17 protein-coding genes and 3 tRNA genes are annotated in these 21,226 nt (G+C 68.9%); 12 read left to right on the forward strand and 8 right to left on the reverse strand.

The genetic code is table 11. The features are described 5' to 3' along the window. From hrpA to JHN63_RS29820, 3 genes are all read left to right on the forward strand, one after another. Window positions 1–3,931, forward strand: a 3,931-nt coding sequence (gene hrpA, locus JHN63_RS29810) for an ATP-dependent RNA helicase HrpA (protein WP_200686431.1), incomplete at its 5' end; no start/stop codon positions are given. A 95-nt stretch (window positions 3,932–4,026) separates the two neighbouring features. Next, window positions 4,027–4,101: transfer RNA gene (locus JHN63_RS29815), tRNA-Asp, on the forward strand. A gap of 562 nt (window positions 4,102–4,663) precedes the next feature. Further along, complete coding sequence (locus JHN63_RS29820) at window positions 4,664–4,843, forward strand: DUF6274 family protein (RefSeq protein ID WP_200686433.1); 180 nt, start codon at window positions 4,664–4,666, stop codon at window positions 4,841–4,843. A gap of 394 nt (window positions 4,844–5,237) precedes the next feature. On the opposite strand, the gene bldC is transcribed toward JHN63_RS29820, so the two are convergent. Beyond that, window positions 5,238–5,444: a developmental transcriptional regulator BldC gene (gene bldC, locus JHN63_RS29825; RefSeq protein ID WP_003949541.1), complete on the reverse strand. Its 207-nt coding sequence runs from the start codon at window positions 5,442–5,444 to the stop codon at window positions 5,238–5,240. Window positions 5,445–6,115: 671 nt separating this feature from the next. Beyond that, complete coding sequence (locus JHN63_RS29830) at window positions 6,116–6,961, reverse strand: hypothetical protein (RefSeq protein ID WP_200686435.1); 846 nt, start codon at window positions 6,959–6,961, stop codon at window positions 6,116–6,118. 223 nt (window positions 6,962–7,184) lie between these two features. Between JHN63_RS29830 and JHN63_RS29835 the strand changes: the two genes are divergently transcribed. After that, window positions 7,185–8,276 carry a Glu/Leu/Phe/Val dehydrogenase dimerization domain-containing protein gene (locus JHN63_RS29835; RefSeq protein ID WP_200686437.1) on the forward strand — a complete coding sequence of 364 codons (1,092 nt, stop codon included), beginning with the start codon at window positions 7,185–7,187 and terminating at the stop codon, window positions 8,274–8,276. A gap of 274 nt (window positions 8,277–8,550) precedes the next feature. Continuing rightward, entirely contained in the window at window positions 8,551–8,808 is a 258-nt protein-coding gene (locus JHN63_RS29840) for a DUF3073 domain-containing protein (RefSeq protein ID WP_019061825.1), read from the forward strand. Window positions 8,809–8,979: 171 nt separating this feature from the next. On the opposite strand, the gene purM is transcribed toward JHN63_RS29840, so the two are convergent. The 3 genes from purM to JHN63_RS29855 form a co-directional block, all read right to left on the reverse strand. Continuing rightward, a complete protein-coding gene (gene purM / locus JHN63_RS29845) occupies window positions 8,980–10,041 on the reverse strand; it encodes a phosphoribosylformylglycinamidine cyclo-ligase (RefSeq protein ID WP_200686439.1) in 1,062 nt (353 codons plus the stop codon). Window positions 10,042–10,089: 48 nt separating this feature from the next. Further along, window positions 10,090–11,616 (reverse strand): amidophosphoribosyltransferase, encoded by a 1,527-nt coding sequence (purF, locus tag JHN63_RS29850; RefSeq protein WP_200686441.1) that lies wholly within the window; start codon window positions 11,614–11,616, stop codon window positions 10,090–10,092. Window positions 11,617–11,803: 187 nt separating this feature from the next. Next, entirely contained in the window at window positions 11,804–12,601 is a 798-nt protein-coding gene (locus tag JHN63_RS29855; protein ID WP_200686443.1) for a maleylpyruvate isomerase family mycothiol-dependent enzyme, read from the reverse strand. 442 nt (window positions 12,602–13,043) lie between these two features. Between JHN63_RS29855 and JHN63_RS29860 the strand changes: the two genes are divergently transcribed. Beyond that, window positions 13,044–14,171, forward strand: coding sequence for an NAD(P)/FAD-dependent oxidoreductase (locus JHN63_RS29860; protein WP_200686445.1), 1,128 nt, complete (start codon window positions 13,044–13,046; stop codon window positions 14,169–14,171). Between the two features lie 64 nt (window positions 14,172–14,235). Here the strand turns inward: JHN63_RS29860 and purL are convergent, their stop codons facing one another. The 3 genes from purL to purS are packed head-to-tail and all read right to left on the reverse strand — an operon-like array spanning window position 14,236 to window position 17,431. Beyond that, window positions 14,236–16,494: a phosphoribosylformylglycinamidine synthase subunit PurL gene (gene purL / locus JHN63_RS29865; RefSeq protein ID WP_200686447.1), complete on the reverse strand. Its 2,259-nt coding sequence runs from the start codon at window positions 16,492–16,494 to the stop codon at window positions 14,236–14,238. Beyond that, a complete protein-coding gene (gene purQ, locus JHN63_RS29870; RefSeq protein WP_200686449.1) occupies window positions 16,491–17,171 on the reverse strand; it encodes a phosphoribosylformylglycinamidine synthase subunit PurQ in 681 nt (226 codons plus the stop codon). Before purQ ends, purL begins: the two co-directional genes overlap by 4 nt. Continuing rightward, the gene (purS, locus tag JHN63_RS29875; protein ID WP_015659417.1) at window positions 17,168–17,431 is read right to left on the reverse strand and encodes a phosphoribosylformylglycinamidine synthase subunit PurS; all 264 of its coding nucleotides are present in this window, start codon (window positions 17,429–17,431) and stop codon (window positions 17,168–17,170) included. Before purS ends, purQ begins: the two co-directional genes overlap by 4 nt. Window positions 17,432–17,741: 310 nt before the next feature. Between purS and JHN63_RS29880 the strand changes: the two genes are divergently transcribed. The 6 genes from JHN63_RS29880 to JHN63_RS29905 form a co-directional block, all read left to right on the forward strand. Further along, on the forward strand, window positions 17,742–18,059 hold the full coding sequence (locus JHN63_RS29880) for an Lsr2 family protein (RefSeq protein WP_200686451.1): 318 nt from the start codon (window positions 17,742–17,744) through the stop codon (window positions 18,057–18,059). 137 nt (window positions 18,060–18,196) lie between these two features. Continuing rightward, a tRNA-Gly gene (locus tag JHN63_RS29885) sits at window positions 18,197–18,268 on the forward strand. 80 nt (window positions 18,269–18,348) lie between these two features. Beyond that, a tRNA-Gly gene (locus tag JHN63_RS29890) sits at window positions 18,349–18,424 on the forward strand. Between the two features lie 125 nt (window positions 18,425–18,549). Continuing rightward, complete coding sequence (locus JHN63_RS29895) at window positions 18,550–19,488, forward strand: ABC transporter ATP-binding protein (RefSeq protein WP_200686453.1); 939 nt, start codon at window positions 18,550–18,552, stop codon at window positions 19,486–19,488. A gap of 5 nt (window positions 19,489–19,493) precedes the next feature. Beyond that, window positions 19,494–20,261: an ABC transporter permease gene (locus tag JHN63_RS29900; RefSeq protein ID WP_234477919.1), complete on the forward strand. Its 768-nt coding sequence runs from the start codon at window positions 19,494–19,496 to the stop codon at window positions 20,259–20,261. A gap of 20 nt (window positions 20,262–20,281) precedes the next feature. After that, window positions 20,282–21,226, forward strand: a 945-nt coding sequence (locus JHN63_RS29905; protein ID WP_200686457.1) for a histidine kinase, incomplete at its 3' end; no start/stop codon positions are given.

A 21,226-nucleotide genomic window follows, 5' to 3' on the forward strand; every position in this document is an offset into this window, starting at 1 on the left:
GGCCCCCGCCCTCGGCGACCTCGCCCCCCGCCTGACCGAGCTGACCCTGCGCGACGCGCACCGGCTCGGGCGCAGGCTCGAAGGCGCGCGCAGGATCCGCAAGCCGGAGGCCCGCGCCGCCGTGCTCGCCGAGATCGAGGCCGAGGTGGCCCGAGGCGAGGAGCGGATGGCCGAGCGCCGCCGCCGTATCCCCGCGATCTCGTATCCGGAGCAACTCCCGGTCAGCCAGAAGAAGGCCGACATCGCGGCCGCGATCCGCGACCACCAGGTCGTGATCGTCGCGGGCGAGACCGGCTCGGGCAAGACCACCCAGATCCCCAAGATCTGCCTCGAACTCGGCCGCGGCGTCCGCGGCATGATCGGCCACACCCAGCCCCGCCGTATCGCCGCCCGCACGGTCGCGGAGCGCGTCGCCGAGGAGATGGACACCCCGCTCGGCGAGGCCGTCGGCTGGAAGGTCCGCTTCACCGACCAGGTGAACCAGGAGTCGACGTTCATCAAGCTGATGACGGACGGCATCCTGCTCGCCGAGATCCAGACCGACCGCGAACTGCGCGCCTACGACACGATCATCATCGACGAGGCCCACGAGCGGTCCCTCAACATCGACTTCCTCCTCGGCTACCTGGCCCAACTGCTGCCCAAGCGACCGGACTTGAAGGTCGTCATCACCTCGGCGACCATCGACCCGGAGCGTTTCTCCCGGCACTTCGGCGAGGCCCCGATCATCGAGGTCAGCGGCCGGACGTATCCGGTGGAGGTCCGCTACCGCCCGCTCCTCGAAGACGACTCCGAGGACTCCGACCGCGACCAGATCACCGCGATCTGCGACGCGGTCGAGGAGCTCCAGGGTGAGGGCAAGGGCGACATCCTCGTCTTCCTGTCCGGCGAGCGCGAGATCCGCGACACGGCGGACGCGCTGACGAAGAAGAACTACCGCTTCACCGAGGTCCTCCCCCTCTACGCCCGCCTCTCGCACGCCGAGCAGCACCGCGTGTTCCAGCAGCACACGGGCCGAAGGATCGTTCTGGCGACCAACGTCGCCGAGACCTCCCTCACCGTCCCGGGCATCAAGTACGTCATCGACCCCGGCTTCGCCCGCATCAGCCGCTACAGCCACCGTACGAAGGTGCAGCGGCTGCCCATCGAGGCGGTCAGCCAGGCAAGTGCCAACCAGCGCAAGGGTCGTTGTGGCCGTACGTCGGACGGCATCTGCATCCGGCTGTACTCGGAGGAGGACTTCGAGGCCCGCCCGGAGTTCACGGACGCCGAGATCCTGCGGACGAACCTCGCCTCCGTCATCCTCCAGATGACCGCGGCCGGTCTCGGGGACATCGAGAAGTTCCCGTTCATCGACCCGCCGGACCACCGCAACATCCGCGACGGCGTCCAACTCCTCCAGGAACTGGGCGCGTTGGACCCCGGCGAGAAGGACCCGCGCCGCCGCCTCACCCAGACGGGCCGCAAGCTCGCCCAGCTCCCGGTGGACCCACGCCTGGCGCGCATGGTCCTGGAGGCCGACAAGAACGGCTGTGTCCGCGAGGTCATGGTGATCGCCGCCGCGCTCTCCATCCAGGACCCGCGCGAGCGCCCGGCCGAGAAGCAGACCCAGGCCGACCAGCAGCACGCCCGATTCCGCGACGAGACAAGCGACTTCCTCGCGTTCCTGAACATGTGGCGGTACATCCGCGAGCAGCAGAAGGAGCGCGGTTCGTCGGCCTTCCGCCGGATGTGCAAGCAGGAGTACCTGAACTTCCTCCGTATCCGCGAGTGGCAGGACATTTACAGCCAACTCCGCACGGTGGCCAAGCAGATGGACCTCCGGTTCAACGAGGAGGACGCGGCCGAACAGAGCGTCCACGTCTCGCTCCTCGCGGGCCTGCTGTCCCACATCGGTATGAAGGACGTGAAGGACGGCGCGAAGAACGAGTATCTGGGCGCCCGCAGCGCCAAGTTCGCGATCTTCCCGGGTTCGGCGCTCTTCAAGAAGACCCCGCGTTTCGTCATGTCGGCGGAGCTGGTGGAGACTTCACGCCTCTGGGCGCGCGTCAACGCGAAGATCGAGCCCGAGTGGGTCGAGCCGCTCGCCGGCCACCTCCTCAAGCGGACGTACAGCGAACCGCATTGGGAGAAGGACCAGGCAGCGGTGATGGCCTTCGAGAAGGTCACGCTCTACGGCGTCCCGATCATCGCCCAGCGCAAGGTGAACTACGGCCGCATCGACCCGGAGGCGAGCCGCGAACTCTTCATCCGCAACGCGCTGGTCGAGGGCGACTGGCGCACGCACCACAAGTTCTTCGCGGACAACCGCAAACTCCTCACCGAGGTCGAGGAGTTGGAGCACCGCGCCCGACGCCGGGACATCCTGGTCGACGACGAGACGCTCTACGACTTCTACGACCAGCGGGTACCCGAACACGTCGTGTCCGGCGCCCACTTCGACTCCTGGTGGAAGCACAAGCGCCACGAGGAACCCGAACTCCTGGACTTCGAGCGCTCGATGCTCATCAACGAGCGTGCGGGCGACATCAGCAAGGACGACTATCCGGACTCCTGGCATCAGGGACGGCTCAAGTTCCGGGTGACGTACCAGTTCGAGCCGGGCGCGGACGCGGACGGTGTCACGGTCCACATCCCGCTGCACGTCCTCAACCAGGTCACCGACGAGGGCTTCGACTGGCAGATCCCGGGCCTGCGCGAGGAGGTCGTGACGGAGCTGATCCGCTCCCTCCCGAAGCCGATCCGCCGCAACTACGTACCGGCCCCGAACTTCGCCCAACGCTTCCTGGCGACGGCGGTCCCCCTCCAGGAGCCGCTACCCACCACCATGGCCCGCGAGCTGAAGCGCATGGTCGGAGTCCCGTTCACAGCCGACGACTTCGACTGGTCGAAGGTCCCGGACCATCTCCTGATCACCTTCCGGATCGTGGACGAGCGCCGCCGCAAGATCGCCGAGGACAAGGACCTGGAGGCGTTGAAGCTGCGGCTGAAGCCGAAGGCACGGCAGGCGATCTCGCAGGCGGCCGCGGCGACGGCCGAGCGCGAAGGCGGCGAGTCCCTGGAGCGCAAGGGCCTCACCGACTGGACGATCGGCTCGCTGACCCGCGTCTTCGAGACCCGCCGGGCGGGCCAGCCGGTGAAGGCGTACCCCGCGCTGGTCGACGACGGCGACACCGTCTCCGTACGGCTCTTCGACACGGAGGAGGAGCAGGCGGAGGCGATGTGGAAGGGCACGCGACGGCTGATCGTGCGCAACATCCCGGTCAATCCGGCGAAGTTCCCGTCCGAGAAGCTCACGAACGTACAGAAGCTCGCGCTGTCCGCGAATCCGCACGGTTCGATCCAGGCGCTGTTCGACGACTGCGCGATGGCGGCGGCCGACAAGCTCATCGGCGACTTCGGGGGCCCGGCGTGGGACGAGGAGTCGTACCGGAAGCTGTACGAGAAGGTGCGCGCCGAGATCGTCGACACGACGGTGCGGGCGGTGAGCCAGGTGCAGCAGGTGCTGGCCGCCTGGCAGGCCTGTGAGCGCCGTCTGAAGGGCGCGAGCAGCCCCGCCCTCCTCCCGAACCTCGCGGACGTACGCGCCCAGTTGGACGCCCTCGTGAAGCCGGGCTTCGTCACGGCGGCCGGGATACGCCGGCTCCCCGACCTGATGCGCTACCTGGTGGCCGCCGACCGCCGTCTCCAGCAGATGCCGACGAGCGTCCAGCGGGACACCACGCGGATGGAGAAGGTCCACGAGATGCGGGACGAGTACGCGTGGCTCCTGGAGCAACTCCCGCAGGGCCGCCCGGTTCCCTCCTCCGTCCGTGACATCCGCTGGATGATCGAGGAGCTCCGGGTCAGCTATTTCGCGCACGCGCTCGGCACGGCGTACCCGGTCTCCGACAAGCGGATCGTGAAGGCGATCGACGCGGCCGCACCGTAACGGCGCCTGCACACCGGGTGAGTTCGACCAGGCGGGCCACCCTCCTGTACAGTCTCATCTCGCAGCACAACGCACCATCAAGTGCCGCGAAACCAGGTCCTGTGGAGCAGCTTGGAGTGCTCGCCACCCTGTCAAGGTGGAGGCCGCGGGTTCAAATCCCGTCAGGACCGCAGTGAACGACCAAGGCCCGCAACTCTCCGGAGACGCGGGCCTTACTCGTACCCCCGTCACCGACCACCGCGCTCGCCACCCTCTCAAGGCGGAGGCCGCGCCCGCGGCGCAGCCGCAATCGGGTACAGCAAATCCCGTCAGGACCGCAGTGAACGACCAAGGCCCGCAACTCTCCGGAGACGCGGGCCTTACTCGTACCCCCGTCACCGACCACCGCGCTCGCCACCCTCTCAAGATGGAGGCCGCGCCCGCGGCGCAGCCGCAATCGGGTACGGCAAATCCTGTCAGGACCGCAGTGAACGACCCACCTCCTTCGGGGGTGGGTTTTTTCGTGTGCACGCGGCGGGCTCTCGACACCGGCCGGCACCACCCAACCCGTCCGGCGTTCACAGAGACGTCAGCCACCACCCCCCAGCCCGTCCGGCGTTTGAGGACGAGGCCCCTTCAGGGCCGATGGGGGTCTGGGGGCGCAGCCCCCAGGGACGGCACTCTTGACGCCGCCCCACCCTCCAGGTACCCAGAAACCAGGCCCCGTTCCACGCAGGGCGACGGAGGTGGCGCATGGCGGCTTCGGTCAGGCACGAGACGCGGGCCCTGCTCCGTGCGCACCTGTCGGCCGCCAGCTCCTACCGCCACGTGACCCGGCACTGTCCGATCTGCCACCGCCTGCTGCGCCTGGCCCTGGACTCCCCGCCACCGCCACCGCAGCCGGAGGACGATCCACCGGACCAACTCGCCTAGCGCCTCTCCTAGCGCACATAGACCAGAGGCAACAAGCCATCCGGCATGTGACGGGTGTCACCGCATAAGTTTTTGAAACCTCGGAACTTACACCTGACCTACAACTGGTCAATTTAATATGTGCAATTGCACCCCTACGAGGGATGGCCCACAGGAGATCCGACACCCCTCCCCAGACTCCGACAAGGTCCCTCACAGCACCCCACCCACCAGGCACAAAAAAGATCGCGCTGGACCCGGCGGAGTCCAGCGCGACCGACGACGCACCCTGTATTCACATGTCTGAAGAGCGTTGGGCGTGGGCCCTGTTGGGGCAGAACCCGCGTCGCTTGGAGCTGTGCTGTCGGGCGCCTGACCGGTTGGGGGACCAGCCGTTTCGCCCGTATTCAGTTGGTCAGGCTTCGCTGCGCTGCTGCGGAATGCCCGCGAGCAGTGCACGGACCTCCGCCTCGCGGTAACGGCGGTGTCCGCCGAGCGTGCGAATCGAAGTGAGCTTGCCGGCCTTCGCCCACCGCGTGACCGTCTTGGGGTCCACACGGAACATCGTGGCGACCTCAGCCGGGGTCAGCAGCGGCTCGGCATCAGGGGTGCGAGCGGTCATGAGCGGCCTCCTCGGGAGAACCGAACCTTCTCGGTTCTTTCCTCTAAATTCTGCACCTTGACCCGCGTTGCCCGAAATGGCGTGTGCGGGTCGAGTCGGTTATAGGACGAACGGCTTGTCCTCGGCACTACAACTACACCATCTGTCCAACCGCGTAGGCCAAACCGATGGAATTGCCCTCCCAGGTGTCCATCAGCGACGGAAGCCGATGGACCATGCCATAGCGGACAGTCACACCACTGTGACGATCAGTCACAGGGGCGATCAGGAGTCATCCAGACCCCCCAAAGCGCGCAATGCCGAGATTCCGCCCAAAGCATGACGGATGGAGTCCTCCCCGGACTCCTTGTCCTATTTTGGCATGAGGAGGGGCAAGCGGCGCAAGGGATCCGCACGTGCGGTCCGTCACGCTTGGCATCAATCGTCCGGATCGGGACCTACGTCCCGTGTTGACGAACCGTAAGAATCCTATGCGCACTTGTTCGAACCTGTCAGTTCGCCTAGGCCCACGTAGGTCCACCTAGGACTACGTATGTCCACCCAGGACCGCTCAGGTCCGTCTCGGGTCCGTTTCCGGTCCGCCTCTGATCCGGCTCCGGTTCGGCTCCGGTCCGGCTCCGGTCCGCATCTGATCCGGCTCCGGTTCGGCTCCGGTCCGGCTCCGGTCCGCCTCAGTTCGCCGAGCGCCGGTCCCTGACCGACCGCCAGCGCTCCACGAGCCGCCCGTACGCCTCGCCCGCGGCCGCCCCGTCGCCGACCCGCAGCGCCTCGATGCCGGCAGCCACGTCCGCCGCCGAGTGGTCGTCCTCCAGCTCGCCGGCCGGCACGACGTGCACGAGCCCGCCGTAGTCCAGCTCCACCAGGGACCGCGGATGGAACTCCTCCAGCCAGCGCCCCACGTCCACCAGACCGTCGATCAGCGGCCCGTCGTCGATCGCGTCCTTCAGCGTCCGCAGTGCCCGCGCAGTACGCCGCCGCGCCTGCACCATGGGCGTCCGGTAGCGCAGCATCGGCGGATCGTCCCCGGACGCCTTGTCGTAGCGCCGCTCCTCGTCCCCGACGAGCACGAACCAGTTCAGCGGCACCTGCCAGGTCGCCGTCCGGATCCACGGCCGCGCGTCCGGATTCCGGGCCAGCCAGCGCTCGTAGTCCTGGGTGGCCTGATGCCGTACGAGCGGCGGCAGTACGGCGTCCAGGACCGACGGCGGAAGCTCCTCCGCGAGGTCTCCCAGGGCCTGCCAGCCGCGCAGCCGGGTGCGCCAGGGGCAGACGCAGACCACGCCGTCGACCTCCACCACGAAGGCGTCGGCGCTCTCGTGCACCGGCACCGGGACGGGCGGGGTGGGCAGCAAGTCGGCCAGCGCGCGGCGCAGTTCGTCCTGGTACGACGGACGGTCGGGGCGGCGGGCGTAGCGCGTCCAGTGGCCGCGCTCCGGCTCGGGGAAGGCGGCCAGCGGCTCGTAGACCCGTAGATAGGTCGCGTACGGGACGACCACCGAGGACACCTTCTTGGGCACGCCTGCTCCCTCCCCCGCCGTCCGCCAGGAAAACCTCCGGAACCCGCCCACAAACGCGCGGGAAAACTATGCAAATCGTCGCACGATCACCCCCCTTCGGTAGGTGATCCTGAACACTGCACGGATGGCGGCCATACCCAGGCTCTACGCTCATGCCACGGCACCCGCCACCCCTTACGGGAGCCTGTCTCCAACCGCCGCCACTCACCCAGGAGTCACCACCGTGACCGACGTAGACAACGGCGTCCTGCACACCCTGTTCCACTCGGACCAGGGCGGTCATGAGCAAGTCGTGCTCTGCCAGGACCGGGCCAGCGGCCTCAAGGCCGTCATCGCCATCCACAACACCGCGCTGGGCCCCGCTCTGGGCGGCACGCGCTTCTACCCGTACGCGAGCGAGGCAGACGCCGTCGCCGACGCGCTCAACCTCGCCCGCGGGATGTCGTACAAGAACGCCATGGCCGGCCTGGACCACGGCGGCGGGAAAGCCGTGATCATCGGTGACCCGGAGCGCGACAAGACCGAGGAACTGCTGCTCGCCTACGGCCGGTTCGTGGCCTCGCTGGGCGGGCGGTACGTGACCGCGTGCGATGTCGGCACGTATGTCGCCGACATGGACGTCGTGGCCCGCGAGTGCCGCTGGACGACCGGGCGTTCCCCGGAGAACGGCGGCGCGGGCGACTCCTCCGTGCTGACCGCCTTCGGCGTCTTCCAGGGCATGCGGGCCAGCGCCCGCCACCTGTGGGGCGACCCGTCGCTGAGCGGCCGTACGGTCGGCATCGCGGGCGTCGGCAAGGTCGGGCACCACCTGGTGGAGCACCTGCGCGACGAGGGCGCCGAGGTAGTGATCACGGACGTGCGCGAGGAGTCCGTACGGCGGATCCTCGACAAGCACCCGACCGGCGTGCGGGCCGTCGCGGACACCGAGGCGCTGATCCGGGTCGAGGGGCTCGACGTCTACGCCCCCTGCGCGCTCGGCGGCGCCCTGAACGACGCGACCGTGCCGGTGCTGACCGCCAAGGTGGTGTGCGGCGCCGCCAACAACCAGCTGGAGCACCCGGGCGTCGAGAAGGACCTCGCCGACCGCGGGATCCTCTACGCGCCCGACTACGTGGTGAACGCCGGTGGCGTGATCCAGGTCGCCGACGAGCTGCACGGGTTCGACTTCGAGCGGTGCAAGGCGAAGGCCGCGAAGATCTACGACACCACGCTGGCCATATTCGCACGTGCGAAGGACGACGGTATTCCGCCGGCCGCGGCGGCCGACCGGATCGCCGAGCAGCGCATGCACGAGGCGGCCGCCGGGAACAGGTGAGCGGTACCCGCCGGCGGGTACTTAGAGAGAACTCTCACGTCCGTCGGCGGGTCGCCTGCCAAGAAGTGGTTAAAATCGCGGTTGACCAGCGAGTACAGGGCACCTCGCGGGTCCTGGAGCCCGGCACGTGCTGCGGGCGACGTACCGTATGGGCGCGGGCTCAGGTACCGTGGAAGCCCTACGGACCGGTCTCTCCACGGAGAGTCCGTTCCAGATCATGAACGCGTGTCAAGACTCTGAGGCCACCGAGCCTCGTATCCGAGGGGGTCGAGCCATGGGGCGCGGCCGGGCAAAGGCCAAGCAGACGAAGGTCGCCCGCCAGCTGAAGTACAGCAGCGGCGGGACTGACCTCTCGCGTCTGGCCAATGAGCTGGGCGCTTCGACTTCGAGCCAGCCGCCGAATGGCGAGCCGTTCGAGGACGACGACGAGGAAGAAGACGACCCGTACGCTCAGTACGCGGATCTCTATAACGACGACGACGAGGACGAGGACGACGAGTCCGGTCCTCAGTCTCAACGTCGCGGCGCGTAACGCTTGCAGCGCGCTCAGCCGTATTTCGCAGTTCCCTTAGTTGACTGCACCTCGCCCGGTCCGGGGCATCAACCGCCGGACCGGGTTTTGTGCTGCCGTCACGGGGCTCCGCCCCCGGCCCCGCTCCTCAAACGCCGGAGGGGCTGATTTACACGGCCCGGAGCGGCTGATCTACGCGTAGTCGCCGACCATGGCCGCGCCCGTCGCGTGATCTCCCCTCTCGGTGATCTCGCCGGCGACCCACGCCTCGACCCCGCGGTCGGCCAGGGTCTCCAGGGCCACGTCCGCGGACTCCTCGGGGACGATGGCGATCATGCCGACGCCCATGTTCAGGGTCTTCTCCAGCTCCAGGCGCTCGACCCGGCCGGTCCTCCCGACGAGGTCGAAGATCGGCGCCGGGGTCCAGGTGGAGCGGTCCACGATCGCGTGCAGGTCGTCCGGGATGACCCGGGCGAGGTTGGCGGCGAGTCCGCCGCCGGTGACGTGCGAGAAGGCGTGCACGTCGGTCGTACGGGTCAGCGCCAGGCAGTCCAGCGAGTAGATCTTGGTGGGCACGAGGAGTTCCTCGCCGAGCGTGCGGCCGAGTTCCTCGACGTGCGCCTCCAGTTCCAGGCCGGCCTGGTCGAGGAGCACATGCCGGACGAGCGAGTACCCGTTCGAGTGAAGTCCCGAGGACGCCATCGCGATGACCGCGTCACCCGTGCGGATGCGATCCGCGCCGAGCAGCCGGTCGGCCTCCACGGCGCCCGTACCGGCGCCCGCGACGTCGAAGTCGTCCGGGCCCAGCAGACCGGGGTGTTCGGCGGTCTCGCCGCCCACCAGGGCGCAGCCGGCCAGGACACAGCCCTCGGCGATGCCCTTGACGATGGCCGCGACACGCTCGGGGTGCACCTTGCCGACACAGATGTAGTCGGTCATGAAGAGCGGCTCGGCGCCGCACACCACGATGTCGTCCATGACCATCGCGACCAGGTCGTGGCCGATCGTGTCGTAGACGCCGAGGCGGCGGGCGATGTCGACCTTCGTGCCGACGCCGTCCGTGGCGGAGGCGAGCAGGGGGCGCTCGAACCGCTTGAGGGCGGAGGCGTCGAAGAGCCCGGCGAAGCCGCCGAGGCCGCCGAGGACCTCGGGGCGGTGGGTCTTCTTCACCCACTCCTTCATGAGTTCTACGGCGCGGTCGCCCGCTTCGATGTCGACGCCTGCGCTGGCGTAGCTGGCACTGGTCTCAGACATTGCCTGGGATCTTTCGCGTTGAGTGGTGCGGCGGGGCTGCGGCGGTACTTACGGGCGACGGATCGCGTCGGCCGCGGCCGTGGCGGCCGGACCGGCCGCCAGCTCGGTCTCCAGGAGCTGCTTGCCGAGCAGCTCGGGGTCCGGGAGGTCCATCGGGTACTCGCCGTCGAAGCAGGCGCGGCACAGGTTCGGCTTGGCGATGGTGGTCGCCTCGATCATGCCGTCCAGGGAGATGTACGACAGCGAGTCGGCGCCGAGCGAGGTGCCGATCTCGTCGATGGTCATGCCGTTGGCGATGAGTTCCGCGCGGGTGGCGAAGTCGATGCCGAAGAAGCAGGGCCACTTCACGGGCGGTGAGGAGATCCGGATGTGGACCTCGGCGGCCCCGGCCTCGCGGAGCATGCGCACCAGCGCCCGCTGGGTGTTGCCGCGCACGATCGAGTCGTCGACGACGACCAGGCGCTTGCCCTTGATGACTTCCTTCAGCGGATTCAGCTTCAGGCGGATCCCGAGCTGCCGGATGGTCTGTGAAGGCTGGATGAACGTACGGCCGACGTACGCGTTCTTCACCAGACCGGCGCCGAACGGAATGCCCGAGGCCTCCGCGTAACCGATGGCGGCCGGGGTGCCGGACTCCGGAGTCGCTATGACCAGATCGGCCTCGACCGGAGCTTCTTTGGCGAGTTTCCGGCCCATCTCGACACGGGAGAGGTACACGTTCCGCCCGGCGATGTCGGTGTCGGGGCGGGCGAGATAGACGTACTCGAAGACACAGCCCTTGGGCTTCGCTTCCGCGAATCGGGACGTACGCAGGCCGTTCTCGTCGATGGCGACGAACTCGCCCGGCTCGATCTCGCGGACGTAGGCCGCGCCGCAGATGTCGAGGGCGGCGGACTCGGAGGCGACGACCCAGCCGCGCTCCAGGCGGCCGAGGACCAGCGGGCGGATGCCCTGGGGGTCGCGGGCCGCGTAGAGGGTGTGCTCGTTCATGAAGACGAGCGAGAAGGCGCCCTTGACCTGCGGGAGGACGGTGTGAGCGGCCTCCTCGATGGTCAGCGGCTTGCCGTTCTCGTCGACCTGGGCCGCGAGGAGCGCGGTGAGGAGGTCGGTGTCGTTGGTGGCCGCGACGCGGGGCGTACGGCCTTCCTGCTTGGGGAGGTCGGCGACCATCTCCGCGAGCTGCGCGGTGTTGACCAGGTTGCCGTTGTGGCCGAGCGCGATGGATCCGTGCGCGGTGGCGCGGAACGTCGGCTGGGCGTTCTCCCACACGGAGGCGCCGGTGGTCGAGTAGCGGGCGTGACCGACCGCGATATGACCGAGGAGCGAACCGAGCGAGGTTTCGTCGAAGACCTGGGAGACCAGGCCCATGTCCTTGAAGACGAGGATCTGCGAGCCGTTGCTGACCGCGATTCCCGCGGATTCCTGGCCTCGATGCTGGAGGGCGTAGAGCCCGAAGTAAGTGAGCTTGGCGACCTCTTCACCGGGAGCCCAGACTCCGAAGACGCCGCAAGCGTCCTGGGGTCCTTTCTCGCCGGGGAGCAGATCATGACTGAGTCGACCGTCACCACGTGGCACGGCACCGAGTGTAGGCGAGATCGACCACTGGTCCGAATTCGGGTTACCCGGCCGTAATGGATCACTCGGTCTCGACACCGCTCTCACCAGGGGAAACGTCGGGATCGGCGCCGGGACGGCCGCGCTGCCCCCCGTACGAGGTGAGCGGTCGCACATCCTGTCGCGGTGCAATCGGGTCGTTGTCGGGTCAGGACATGATCGGCAGCAGTCCCCGGAGGTCCGACCGTTCCCCACTCGCTGTGATCTTCGCCTCTTCTACGGCGTCCTGCCACGACGTCCGTCCGGTCGCCAGCCGGAGCCAGGTCAGGGGGTCGGTCTCGACGACGTTGGGCGGGGTGCCGCGCGTGTGCCGGGGGCCTTCGACGCACTGCACGACGGCGTACGGCGGGATGCGCACCTCGGTCGAGCCGCCGGGGGCCTTGGTGGCGAGGGCGTCGGCGAGGAGGCGGGTGCAGGCGGCGAGGGCCTGGCGGTCGTAGGGGATGTCGAGGCCGGGAACGGCTGCGTTGAGGTCGTCGGTGTGGACGACCAGTTCGACGGTACGGGTGACCAGGTAGTCGGCGAGGGGCATGGCGCCGGCGTTGGTTTCCAGGAGGCGGGTGCCGGGGTTCGTGTCGAGGTGCTCGGTGAGGGTCTGCTCGATGTCGGCGAGGTAGGTGTCCAGGTCGGGGTGCCGCTCGGTGAGGGTGCGCGTGAAGTCGGCGATGGCCAAGGAGTTGGCCGCGGTGGCGAAGGGCCAGTCGAGGATCACGGCGTTCTGCGCGGGCGGGGGCGGCCGGTCCAGGGAGCGGTGGATCGCGGTGATCGCCATGCCGATGTGCGCGATCAGCTCGCGTACGGTCCATGCGCCGAGGCGGGTGGGGAGCGCGAGTTGCTCGGGGGTGAGGGTTCCTACGGCTTTTCGTACGTTCCCGAACTGGGCGAGGACCGCGGTGCGGGTCCTGGCGGGGTCGTACGTACGGGCGCGCTTCTTGGCCGTGGGCATGCCGGTGAGCCTAATCCTCGGGCTTGCGGGCGTAGTCCCCGAGGCCGTGTTCCACCAGGTCGAAGGCGCGGGCGGCGGCGCGGGTGGCGGGCGTGGGGTCGTACGTCGACGTGATGGACGCGGTGTTCCTGTGCGGGGCGGTGTTGACGGGGGTGTGCGTGGTGATGGCACTGCGGTTGCCGAGGCGCTCGGGTCCTCGGGACGCCGGGCGGGTTTCCGCGGAGGCGGCCCGACCTGTCCCCTCTGGAAGCCGGGGTCGTTCCTAACCGGTCATGCTCAAGACAGTGGTTAGTTTCAACCCCGGCTTCCGGAGACCCCCCGTGTCGGACGTCTGTCGGAGCTGTCGGTGCCGCGTCGGTGACCTGTCGGCGGGGCGCTGAACCCTTGACGGAGATCCCGCCGGGTGACCGTCCGGCAGGCCCGCGACACCTAAGGAGTCGGCATGACCACTCACGTCACGATCATCGGCGCAGGACTCGGCGGACTGACGCTGGCCCGCGTCCTGCACGTCCACGGCATATCGGCCACGGTCTACGAGGCGGAGACCTCGCCGATGGCCCGGCTCCAGGGCGGGATGCTCGACATTCACGACTACAACGGCCAACTGGCCCTGGAAGAAGCCGACTTGGTGGACGAGTTCCGCGCCATCATCCTGGAGGGGCGGCAGGCGACCCGGGTCCTCGCCCCGGACGGGACCGTTCTGCTCGACGAGCCCGACGACGGCACGGGCACCCGTCCCGAGGTGCAGCGCGGCGCGTTGCGGCAGATCCTCCTCGACTCGCTCCCGGCCGGCACCGTGCGGTGGGGGCACAAGGTCACCGGGACCCGCACCCTCGCCGACGGCCGCCACGAAGTGACCTTCGCCGACGGCTCCACCGTCGTCACGAACCTGCTCGTCGGTGCCGACGGCGCCTGGTCACGGGTGCGGCCGCTGCTGTCCGACGCCGTCCCGGAGTATTTCGGCCGGACCTTCGTCGAGACATACCTGTACGACGCCGAGACCCGGCATCCCGCCACCGCGAAGGCGGTCGGCGGCGGCTCGCTGTTCGTGTTCGACAAGGGCACGAGCGAGAGGTGGATCGCGGCGCACCGGGAGAGCGGCGAAACGCTGCACGCCTATCTGACGCTGGCCCGGCCGCTGGAGTGGTTCGACGACATCGACTTCACCGACGCCGCCGCGGCCACCGCGCGGATCGCCGCGGAGTTCGAGGGCTGGGCCCCCGAGATCACCGCCCTGATCACCGACAGCGACACCGCTCCGGTCCCGCGCCCCCTCAACTCCCTGCCGATCGGCCACCGTTGGGACCGCGCACCGGGAGTGACCCTGGTCGGCGACGCCGCCCACCTCTCCCCGCCGGACGGCGAGGGCGCCAACCTCGCCATGCAGGACGGCGCCGAACTCGCCCTCGCCATCGCCGCGTACCCGGACGACATCGAGCGGGCGCTCACCGCGTACGAGGAGGCACTGTTCCCCCGTAGCGCCAAAGCCGCCGCCGAGGCCCTGGCCACCAACGAGGCCATCGGTCAGGACCCGTTCGCCTTCTTCGACCAGGACCAGCACGAGGTCTGACAAGCGAAAGCGTCCGTGGAGCGGTCGCGGTGACCGTTCCACGGACGCTCTCCCCACCCGTGCGCTACGCCAGCAGCGCCGGGATCGTTCCCTCGTGCGCCTCGCGCAGCTCGTCCAGGGAGAGCGCGAACTCACCCTGAACGTCCACCGAGTCGCCGTCCACGACACCGATGCGCGTGACCGGCAGGCCCCGTGCGCCGCACATGTCGTTGAAGCGGAGTTCCTCGGAGCGCGGGACGGCGACGACCGCGCGGCCCGCCGACTCCGAGAAGAGGAAGGTGAACGCGTCCAGGCCGTCCGGGACGATCAGACGCGCGCCCTTCTCCCCCAACAGGGCCGATTCCACTACCGCTTGGATCAGACCGCCGTCGGAAAGGTCGTGCGCCGAGTCGATCATGCCGTCGCGGGACGCGGAGATCAGGATCTCGGCCAGCAGCCGCTCCCGCTCCAGGTCGACCTTCGGGGGCAGACCACCGAGGTGGTCGTGGACGACCTGCGACCAGGCCGAACCGCCGAACTCCTCACGCGTGTCGCCGAGGAGGTAGATCAGCTGACCTTCCTCCTGGAAGGCGACCGGCGTACGGCGCGCGACATCGTCGATGACGCCCAACACCGCGACGACCGGGGTCGGGTGGATGGCGACGTCGCCCGTCTGGTTGTAGAGGGAGACGTTGCCGCCCGTCACCGGCGTGCCCAACTGCTGGCAGGCGTCCGCCAGTCCACGGATCGCCTCCGCGAACTGCCACATCACCGCCGGGTCCTCCGGCGAACCGAAGTTCAGACAGTCGGAGACCGCGAGCGGCTTCGCGCCCGTCGTCGCCACGTTGCGGTAGGCCTCGGACAGCGCCAACTGCGCACCCGCGTAAGGGTCCAGCTTCGCGTACCGGCCGTTGCCGTCCGTCGCGATGGCGACCCCGAGGCCGGTCTCCTCGTCGATGCGGATCATGCCCGAGTCCTCGGGCTGCGCCAGCACCGTGTTGCCCTGCACGAAGTGGTCGTACTGCGACGTGATCCACTTCTTGGACGCCTGGTTCGGGGACGACACCAGCGCCAGGACCTGGGACTTCAGTTCCTCCGAAGTACCGGGCCGGGCAAGCTTGTTGGCGTCGTCCGCCTGGAGCGCGTCCTGCCAGGACGGGCGGGCGTACGGGCGCTCGTAGACCGGGCCGTCGTGCGCGACCGTGCGCGGGTCGACGTCCACGATCTTGCCGCCGTGCCAGAAGATCTCCAGCCGGTCGCCGTCGGTCACCTCACCGATGACCGTGGCGATGACGTCCCACTTCTCGCAGATCTCCAGGAAGCGGTCGACCTTCGACGGTTCGACGACCGCGCACATCCGTTCCTGCGACTCGCTCATGAGGATTTCCTCGGGCGAGAGGGTCGAGTCACGGAGGGGTACGTCGTCCAGGGTGACCGTCATGCCACCGGAGCCGTTGGACGCCAACTCGCTTGTGGCGCAGGAGAGTCCGGCCGCGCCGAGGTCCTGGATGCCGACGACCAGCTTCTCGGCGAAGGCCTCCAGGGTGCACTCGATGAGGAGCTTCTCCTGGAAGGGGTCGCCCACCTGGACGGCCGGGCGCTTCGACGGCTTGGCGTCGTCGAAGGTCTCGGACGCGAGGATGGACGCGCCGCCGATACCGTCGCCGCCCGTGCGGGCGCCGTAGAGGATGACCTTGTTGCCGGCGCCGGAGGCCTTCGCGAGGTGGATGTCCTCGTGGCGCATCACGCCGATGGCGCCCGCGTTGACCAGCGGGTTGCCTTGATAGCAGGCGTCGAAGACGACCTCGCCGCCGATGTTGGGCAGGCCCAGGCAGTTGCCGTAGCCGCCGATGCCCGCGACGACGCCCGGCAGGACGCGCTTGGTGTCGGGGTGGTCGGCCGCGCCGAAGCGCAGGGGGTCCACGACGGCGACCGGGCGGGCGCCCATCGCGATGATGTCGCGCACGATGCCGCCGACGCCCGTGGCCGCGCCCTGGTAGGGCTCGACGTAGGACGGGTGGTTGTGGGACTCCACCTTGAAGGTGACCGCGTAGCCCTGGCCGACGTCGACCACGCCCGCGTTCTCGCCGATGCCGACGAGCAGCGCGTCGGAGTGCGGGGCCTTCTCGCCGAACTGGCGGAGGTGGACCTTGGAGGACTTGTACGAGCAGTGCTCGGACCACATGACCGAGTACATGGCGAGCTCGGCGCCGGTGGGCCGGCGGCCGAGGATCTCCACGACCTTCTCGTACTCGTCCTTCTTCAGGCCGAGTTCGGCCCAGGGCAGCTCGACGTCGGGGGTCTCGGCCGCGTGCTCGACCGTGTCCAGAGGCGTCCGGCTCATGCGTTGACCAGCTTCTTGAGGATCGAGGTGAAGAAGGGGAGGCCGTCGGTGCGGCCGGACCCGATGAGCGGCTCGACCGCGTGCTCGGGGTGCGGCATGAGGCCCACGACGTTCCCGGCGGCGTTCGTGATGCCGGCGATGTCGCGCAGCGAGCCGTTCGGGTTCAGGTCCAGGTAGCGGAAGACGACGCGGCCCTCCGCCTCCAGCTCGTCGAGCGTGCGCTCGTCGGCGACGTAGCGGCCGTCCATGTTCTTCAGCGGGATGTGGATCTCCTGGCCCGCGGTGTAGTCACCGGTCCAGGCGGTGTCCGCGTTCTCCACCCGCAGTTTCTGGTCACGGCAGATGAAGTGCAGGTGGTTGTTGCCGAGCATCGCGCCGGGGAGGAGGTGCGCCTCGGTGAGGACCTGGAAGCCGTTGCAGATTCCCAGGACGGGGAGTCCCGACTTCGCCTGCTCGATGAGCGTCTCCATCACCGGCGAGAAACGGGAGATGGCACCCGCGCGCAGATAGTCGCCGTAGGAAAAACCGCCCGGGAGGACGACCGCGTCGACCTGGTGGAGGTTCTTGTCCTTGTGCCAGAGGGCGACCGGTTCGGCGCCGGCGAGACGGATCGCGCGCTGGGTGTCGCGGTCGTCGAGGCTGCCGGGGAAAGTGACGACGCCAATACGAGCGGTCACTTGGCGGCCTCCGCCACTTCTTCGACCTTGACCGTGAAGTCCTCGATCACCGTGTTGGCGAGGAAGGATTCCGCAAGATCGTGGATGCGGGCGAGCGCGGCCTCGTCGACCGGGCCGTCAACTTCCAGTTCGAATCGCTTTCCCTGACGTACGTCGGAGATGCCTTCGAAACCCAGGCGTGGCAGCGCACGCTGGACCGCCTGGCCCTGGGGGTCGAGGATCTCCGGCTTGAGCATGACGTCGACTACGACGCGTGCCACTGGCACTCCCGGTGTTGTGGTGCTGAGCTGGTGCCTTCAGACTACCCGTCCAAAACTTCTACGCGGGTAGATTGGTAGGAACCTACGTGACCGCGATCACGATCCGGTATCAGAGGGGGGAGTTCATGAAAAGTTACGGGAAAGATCCCCGACCGACCCCGGATACCTATTGCACTCGGACACGCGGACAGATTTAGTCAGGCTTCACAATGCATTGCCGAGCACTGTACAAATGAATTAGAAATAGCTGACACTCGGCACATCACCACAGCTGAGCTGTACGGAGTGCCGGACGAAGGGACCGATATTCGTGGCGCAGAAGGTCGTGGTCACTCTCTTTGACGACATCGACGGCTCGGAAGCGGCGGAAACGATCGCCTTCGGGCTCGACGGCAAGTCGTACGAGATCGACCTGAATCAAGCCAATGCCAAGAAACTGCGTAAGGCGCTCGAGCCCTACGTGGACGCAGGTCGCAAGCGGTCGAGGTCCGGCAAGGCCTACCGCCAGACCGAGGTCGCCCCCGACCCGGCGGCCGTCCGGGCCTGGGCCCAGGCGAACAAGATGGACGTGCCGGCCCGCGGACGCATCCCCAAGAAGGTCTACGAGGCGTTCACCGCCGCGCAGTAGACAGGCCGTGAACCGCTGGGCCTACGGCCGGTCATCGGGCCCTCGGGGCAACCGACTTGCGCTGCACCCCTCCTGGTCAGCTAGAGTTCGGAGCACGCCGAGGGGCGAGGCCGAAAGGCCCAGCTCACGGAGTACATGCGGGTGTAGTTCAGTAGCAGAACATCCCCCTTCCAGGGGGAAGGCGCAGTGTGCAATTCCTGTCACCCGCTCTGCATCGCCGTCCCAACCACTCCGGTGGATCGGGTAGGCTGGTGCTCGCGCCGACCGGTGAGAGCCGATCGGATGCAATGCGGACGTAGCTCAGTTGGTAGAGCGCAACCTTGCCAAGGTTGAGGTCGCCAGTTCGAACCTGGTCGTCCGCTCCAGCGAAAACCCCCGGTCCACTGGACCGGGGGTTTTCTCGTATGCCCAACACCCGTCTGACATTTGTCATGCCGAGTGATGACACCGCGCACTGCTGCCGGCCCCCGGTCACCGCGACGCTGAAGTCATGGACACCAACGAACACGAACACGTGATTGAGGTCACTGACCTACGCCGTGTGTACGGGGGCGGGTTCGAGGCCGTGCGGGGAATCACCTTCTCCGTGCGGCGCGGGGAGGTCTTCGCGCTCCTGGGCACCAACGGCGCGGGAAAGACGTCCACGGTCGAACTCCTCGAAGGGCTGGCGCCCGCGTCCGGCGGGCGCGTGCGCGTCCTCGGCCACGATCCCCACCGCGAGCGGGCCGCCGTACGGCCGCGCACCGGGGTGATGTTGCAGGAGGGCGGGTTCCCGTCCGAGCTGACCGTCGCCGAGACCACGCGGATGTGGGCCGGCTGCACCAGCGGGGCGCGGCCCGAGGCGGAGGCGCTCGCGCTGGTCGGGCTCGCGCGGCGGGCGGACGTACGGGTGAAGCAGTTGTCCGGGGGTGAACGGCGGCGGCTCGACCTGGCGCTCGCGCTGCTCGGGAAGCCCGAGGTGCTGTTCCTCGACGAGCCGACGACCGGACTGGACGCCGAAGGGCGCCGGGACACCTGGGAGTTGGTGCGGGCGCTGCGGGACGGCGGCACGACCGTGCTGCTGACCACGCACTATCTGGAGGAGGCCGAGGGGCTCGCCGACCGGCTCGCGATCATGAGCGACGGGCGGATCGCGGTCACCGGGACACCGGCCGAGGTGACGGCGGGGCGGCCCTCGCGGATCTCCTTCGAGCTGCCCGCCGGTTATCTCGTGGGGGACCTGCCGCCGCTCGGCGAGCTGGGGGTCGTCGGGCACGAGGTGGTCGGGGGAGTCGTACGGCTGAAGACGCATGAGTTGCAGCGGGCGGCCACCGGGCTGTTGGTGTGGGCCGAGCGGGCGGGTATCGAGCTGCGGCGGCTGGAAGTGCGGTCGGCCTCGCTGGAAGAGGCGTTTCTCGGGATCGCGCGGGAGCAGGAGGTGGCGGTGTGAGTGCGATGACCACTACCCCGGTGGGGCGGCTGCGGGCGCTCGGGCGGGCCGAGTTGAGCCTTCTCGGGCGGAACCGGAGTGCCGTGGTCACGGCGCTGCTGGTGCCCTTGGCGCTGCCGTTCAGTGTGCGGCCCGCGGTCGATCAGATGGATCTCAAGGGGGAGGGGCTGAGCGTCGGGTCGGTGATGCTCACCGCCTCGATCGGGTTCTCGCTGCTCTTCGCCGTGTACTCGTCGCTGGTGAGCGCGTTCGTCGCACGGCGGGAGGAACTGGTCCTCAAGCGGCTGCGCACCGGGGAGCTGGGCGACCCCGAGATCCTCGCCGGGACCGCGCTGCCGTCCGTGTGCCTCGGGCTCGTCCAGTCCGTGCTGCTGGCCGCGGCGTGTGTGGTGCTGCTCGACGCGGGGGCGCCCGCGATGCCCCAACTCGCCCTTCTGGGGCTGCTGTTCGGCCTCTTCCTGAGCGCCGCGCTGGCCGCCCTGACGGCGACCGTGACCAAGACGGCGGAGAGCGCGCAGGTGACCGCGCTGCCCGTGCTGTTCGCGTCCATGCTCGGCTCCGGGATCATCATCCCGCTGCAACTGCTGCCCGACTGGGCCGCGGGCGTCTGCCGGTTCCTGCCGCTCTCCCCCGCGATCCGGCTGATCAGCGGCGGCTGGAACGGCGGCCTGTCCGGCTACGACGCGCTGGGCACCGTCCTGATCGCGCTGGCCTGGACCGTCCTCGCGGTGTTTGCTGTACGGCGGTGGTTCCGGTGGGAACCGCGGCGCTGAGGCACGGGGAGCACAACGGCATGCGGACACTTGTTGGCTCGCGCGGCTCCGGCGGCTGGTGGGGGCGGAAGAGCACGCCCGGGAAGGTCGAAACGTACACCCGTTGGACCTTCCACTTCTTCGCCGTGGTCGAGATCGCGGCGATCGGGCTGCCGTTGTTCGGCCAGGTCTGGACGGACAGCACGGGCTGGCTGGCGGGGGCCCTGGTCGTCCACGCCCTGCTCTGCTCCGTCACCGCCTCCCGGGCGCTCGACTGGACACGCGGCCGGCGGGCACAGCCCGTACGGCTGCTGTGGGCCCTCGGCGTGGTCACCGTGATGATCTCCGTCGCCGCGATCGTCGTGCGGGAGCGAGGCTCCGGCGACGACGTGCGGACCGCCGCGAGCACGCTCTTCGTGGGCGTGCTGGGCTTCGGCGCGGGCACGCTCACGCTCGGGGTGCGGGGTCGGCGGCACGTTCTCGCGGTGGTGGCGGGTGCGATGGGCGGGGCGCTGCTCCTGCAGCTCCCGCTGCGCGTGGCCGCGCCCGCCGCGCTCGGCACAGTGATCGCCGTCCTCTTCGCGGCCGGCGGCCTCGCCTTCACCGCCGCGTTCTCCGTCTGGCTCCTCGACGCCGTCTACGAACTCGACGAGGCCCGCGAGACCCGGGCCCGGCTCGCCGTCGCCGAGGAACGGCTGCGGTTCGGGCGCGATCTGCACGACGTGATGGGCCGCAACCTGTCGGTGATCGCGCTGAAGAGCGAACTCGCCGTGCAGCTCGCCCGGCGCGGTCGGGCCGAGGCCGTGGAGCAGATGATCGAGGTGCAGCGGATCGCCCGGGAGTCGCAGCGGGAGGTGCGCGATGTCGTACGGGGTTATCGCAAGGCCGACCTCCGGCTCGAACTGGCCGGTGCGCAGGGCGTGTTGGCCGCCGCGTCGCCGGTCACCTCGCACTCGATGCCGGCGGCGGCCAACACGCCCTGCGCA

Origin of the sequence: Streptomyces sp. MBT65 (assembly GCF_016612545.1) — a bacterium.
Taxonomy (GTDB): Bacteria; Actinomycetota; Actinomycetes; order Streptomycetales; family Streptomycetaceae; genus Streptomyces.

Excerpts from the sequence above, each read along its gene's own strand:
- JHN63_RS29895 (WP_200686453.1), top strand. The coding sequence starts at position 18,550 with ATGGACACCAACGAACACGAACACGTGATTGAGGTCACTGACCTACGC.
- bldC (WP_003949541.1), bottom strand. The coding sequence starts at position 5,444 with ATGACCGCTCGCACCCCTGATGCCGAGCCGCTGCTGACCCCGGCTGAG.
- JHN63_RS29855 (WP_200686443.1), bottom strand. The coding sequence starts at position 12,601 with ATGCCCACGGCCAAGAAGCGCGCCCGTACGTACGACCCCGCCAGGACC.
- JHN63_RS29840 (WP_019061825.1), top strand. The coding sequence starts at position 8,551 with ATGGGGCGCGGCCGGGCAAAGGCCAAGCAGACGAAGGTCGCCCGCCAG.
- JHN63_RS29900 (WP_234477919.1), top strand. The coding sequence starts at position 19,494 with ATGACCACTACCCCGGTGGGGCGGCTGCGGGCGCTCGGGCGGGCCGAG.
- JHN63_RS29820 (WP_200686433.1), top strand. The coding sequence starts at position 4,664 with ATGGCGGCTTCGGTCAGGCACGAGACGCGGGCCCTGCTCCGTGCGCAC.
- purL (WP_200686447.1), bottom strand. The coding sequence starts at position 16,494 with ATGAGCCGGACGCCTCTGGACACGGTCGAGCACGCGGCCGAGACCCCC.
- purM (WP_200686439.1), bottom strand. The coding sequence starts at position 10,041 with ATGTCTGAGACCAGTGCCAGCTACGCCAGCGCAGGCGTCGACATCGAA.
- JHN63_RS29860 (WP_200686445.1), top strand. The coding sequence starts at position 13,044 with ATGACCACTCACGTCACGATCATCGGCGCAGGACTCGGCGGACTGACG.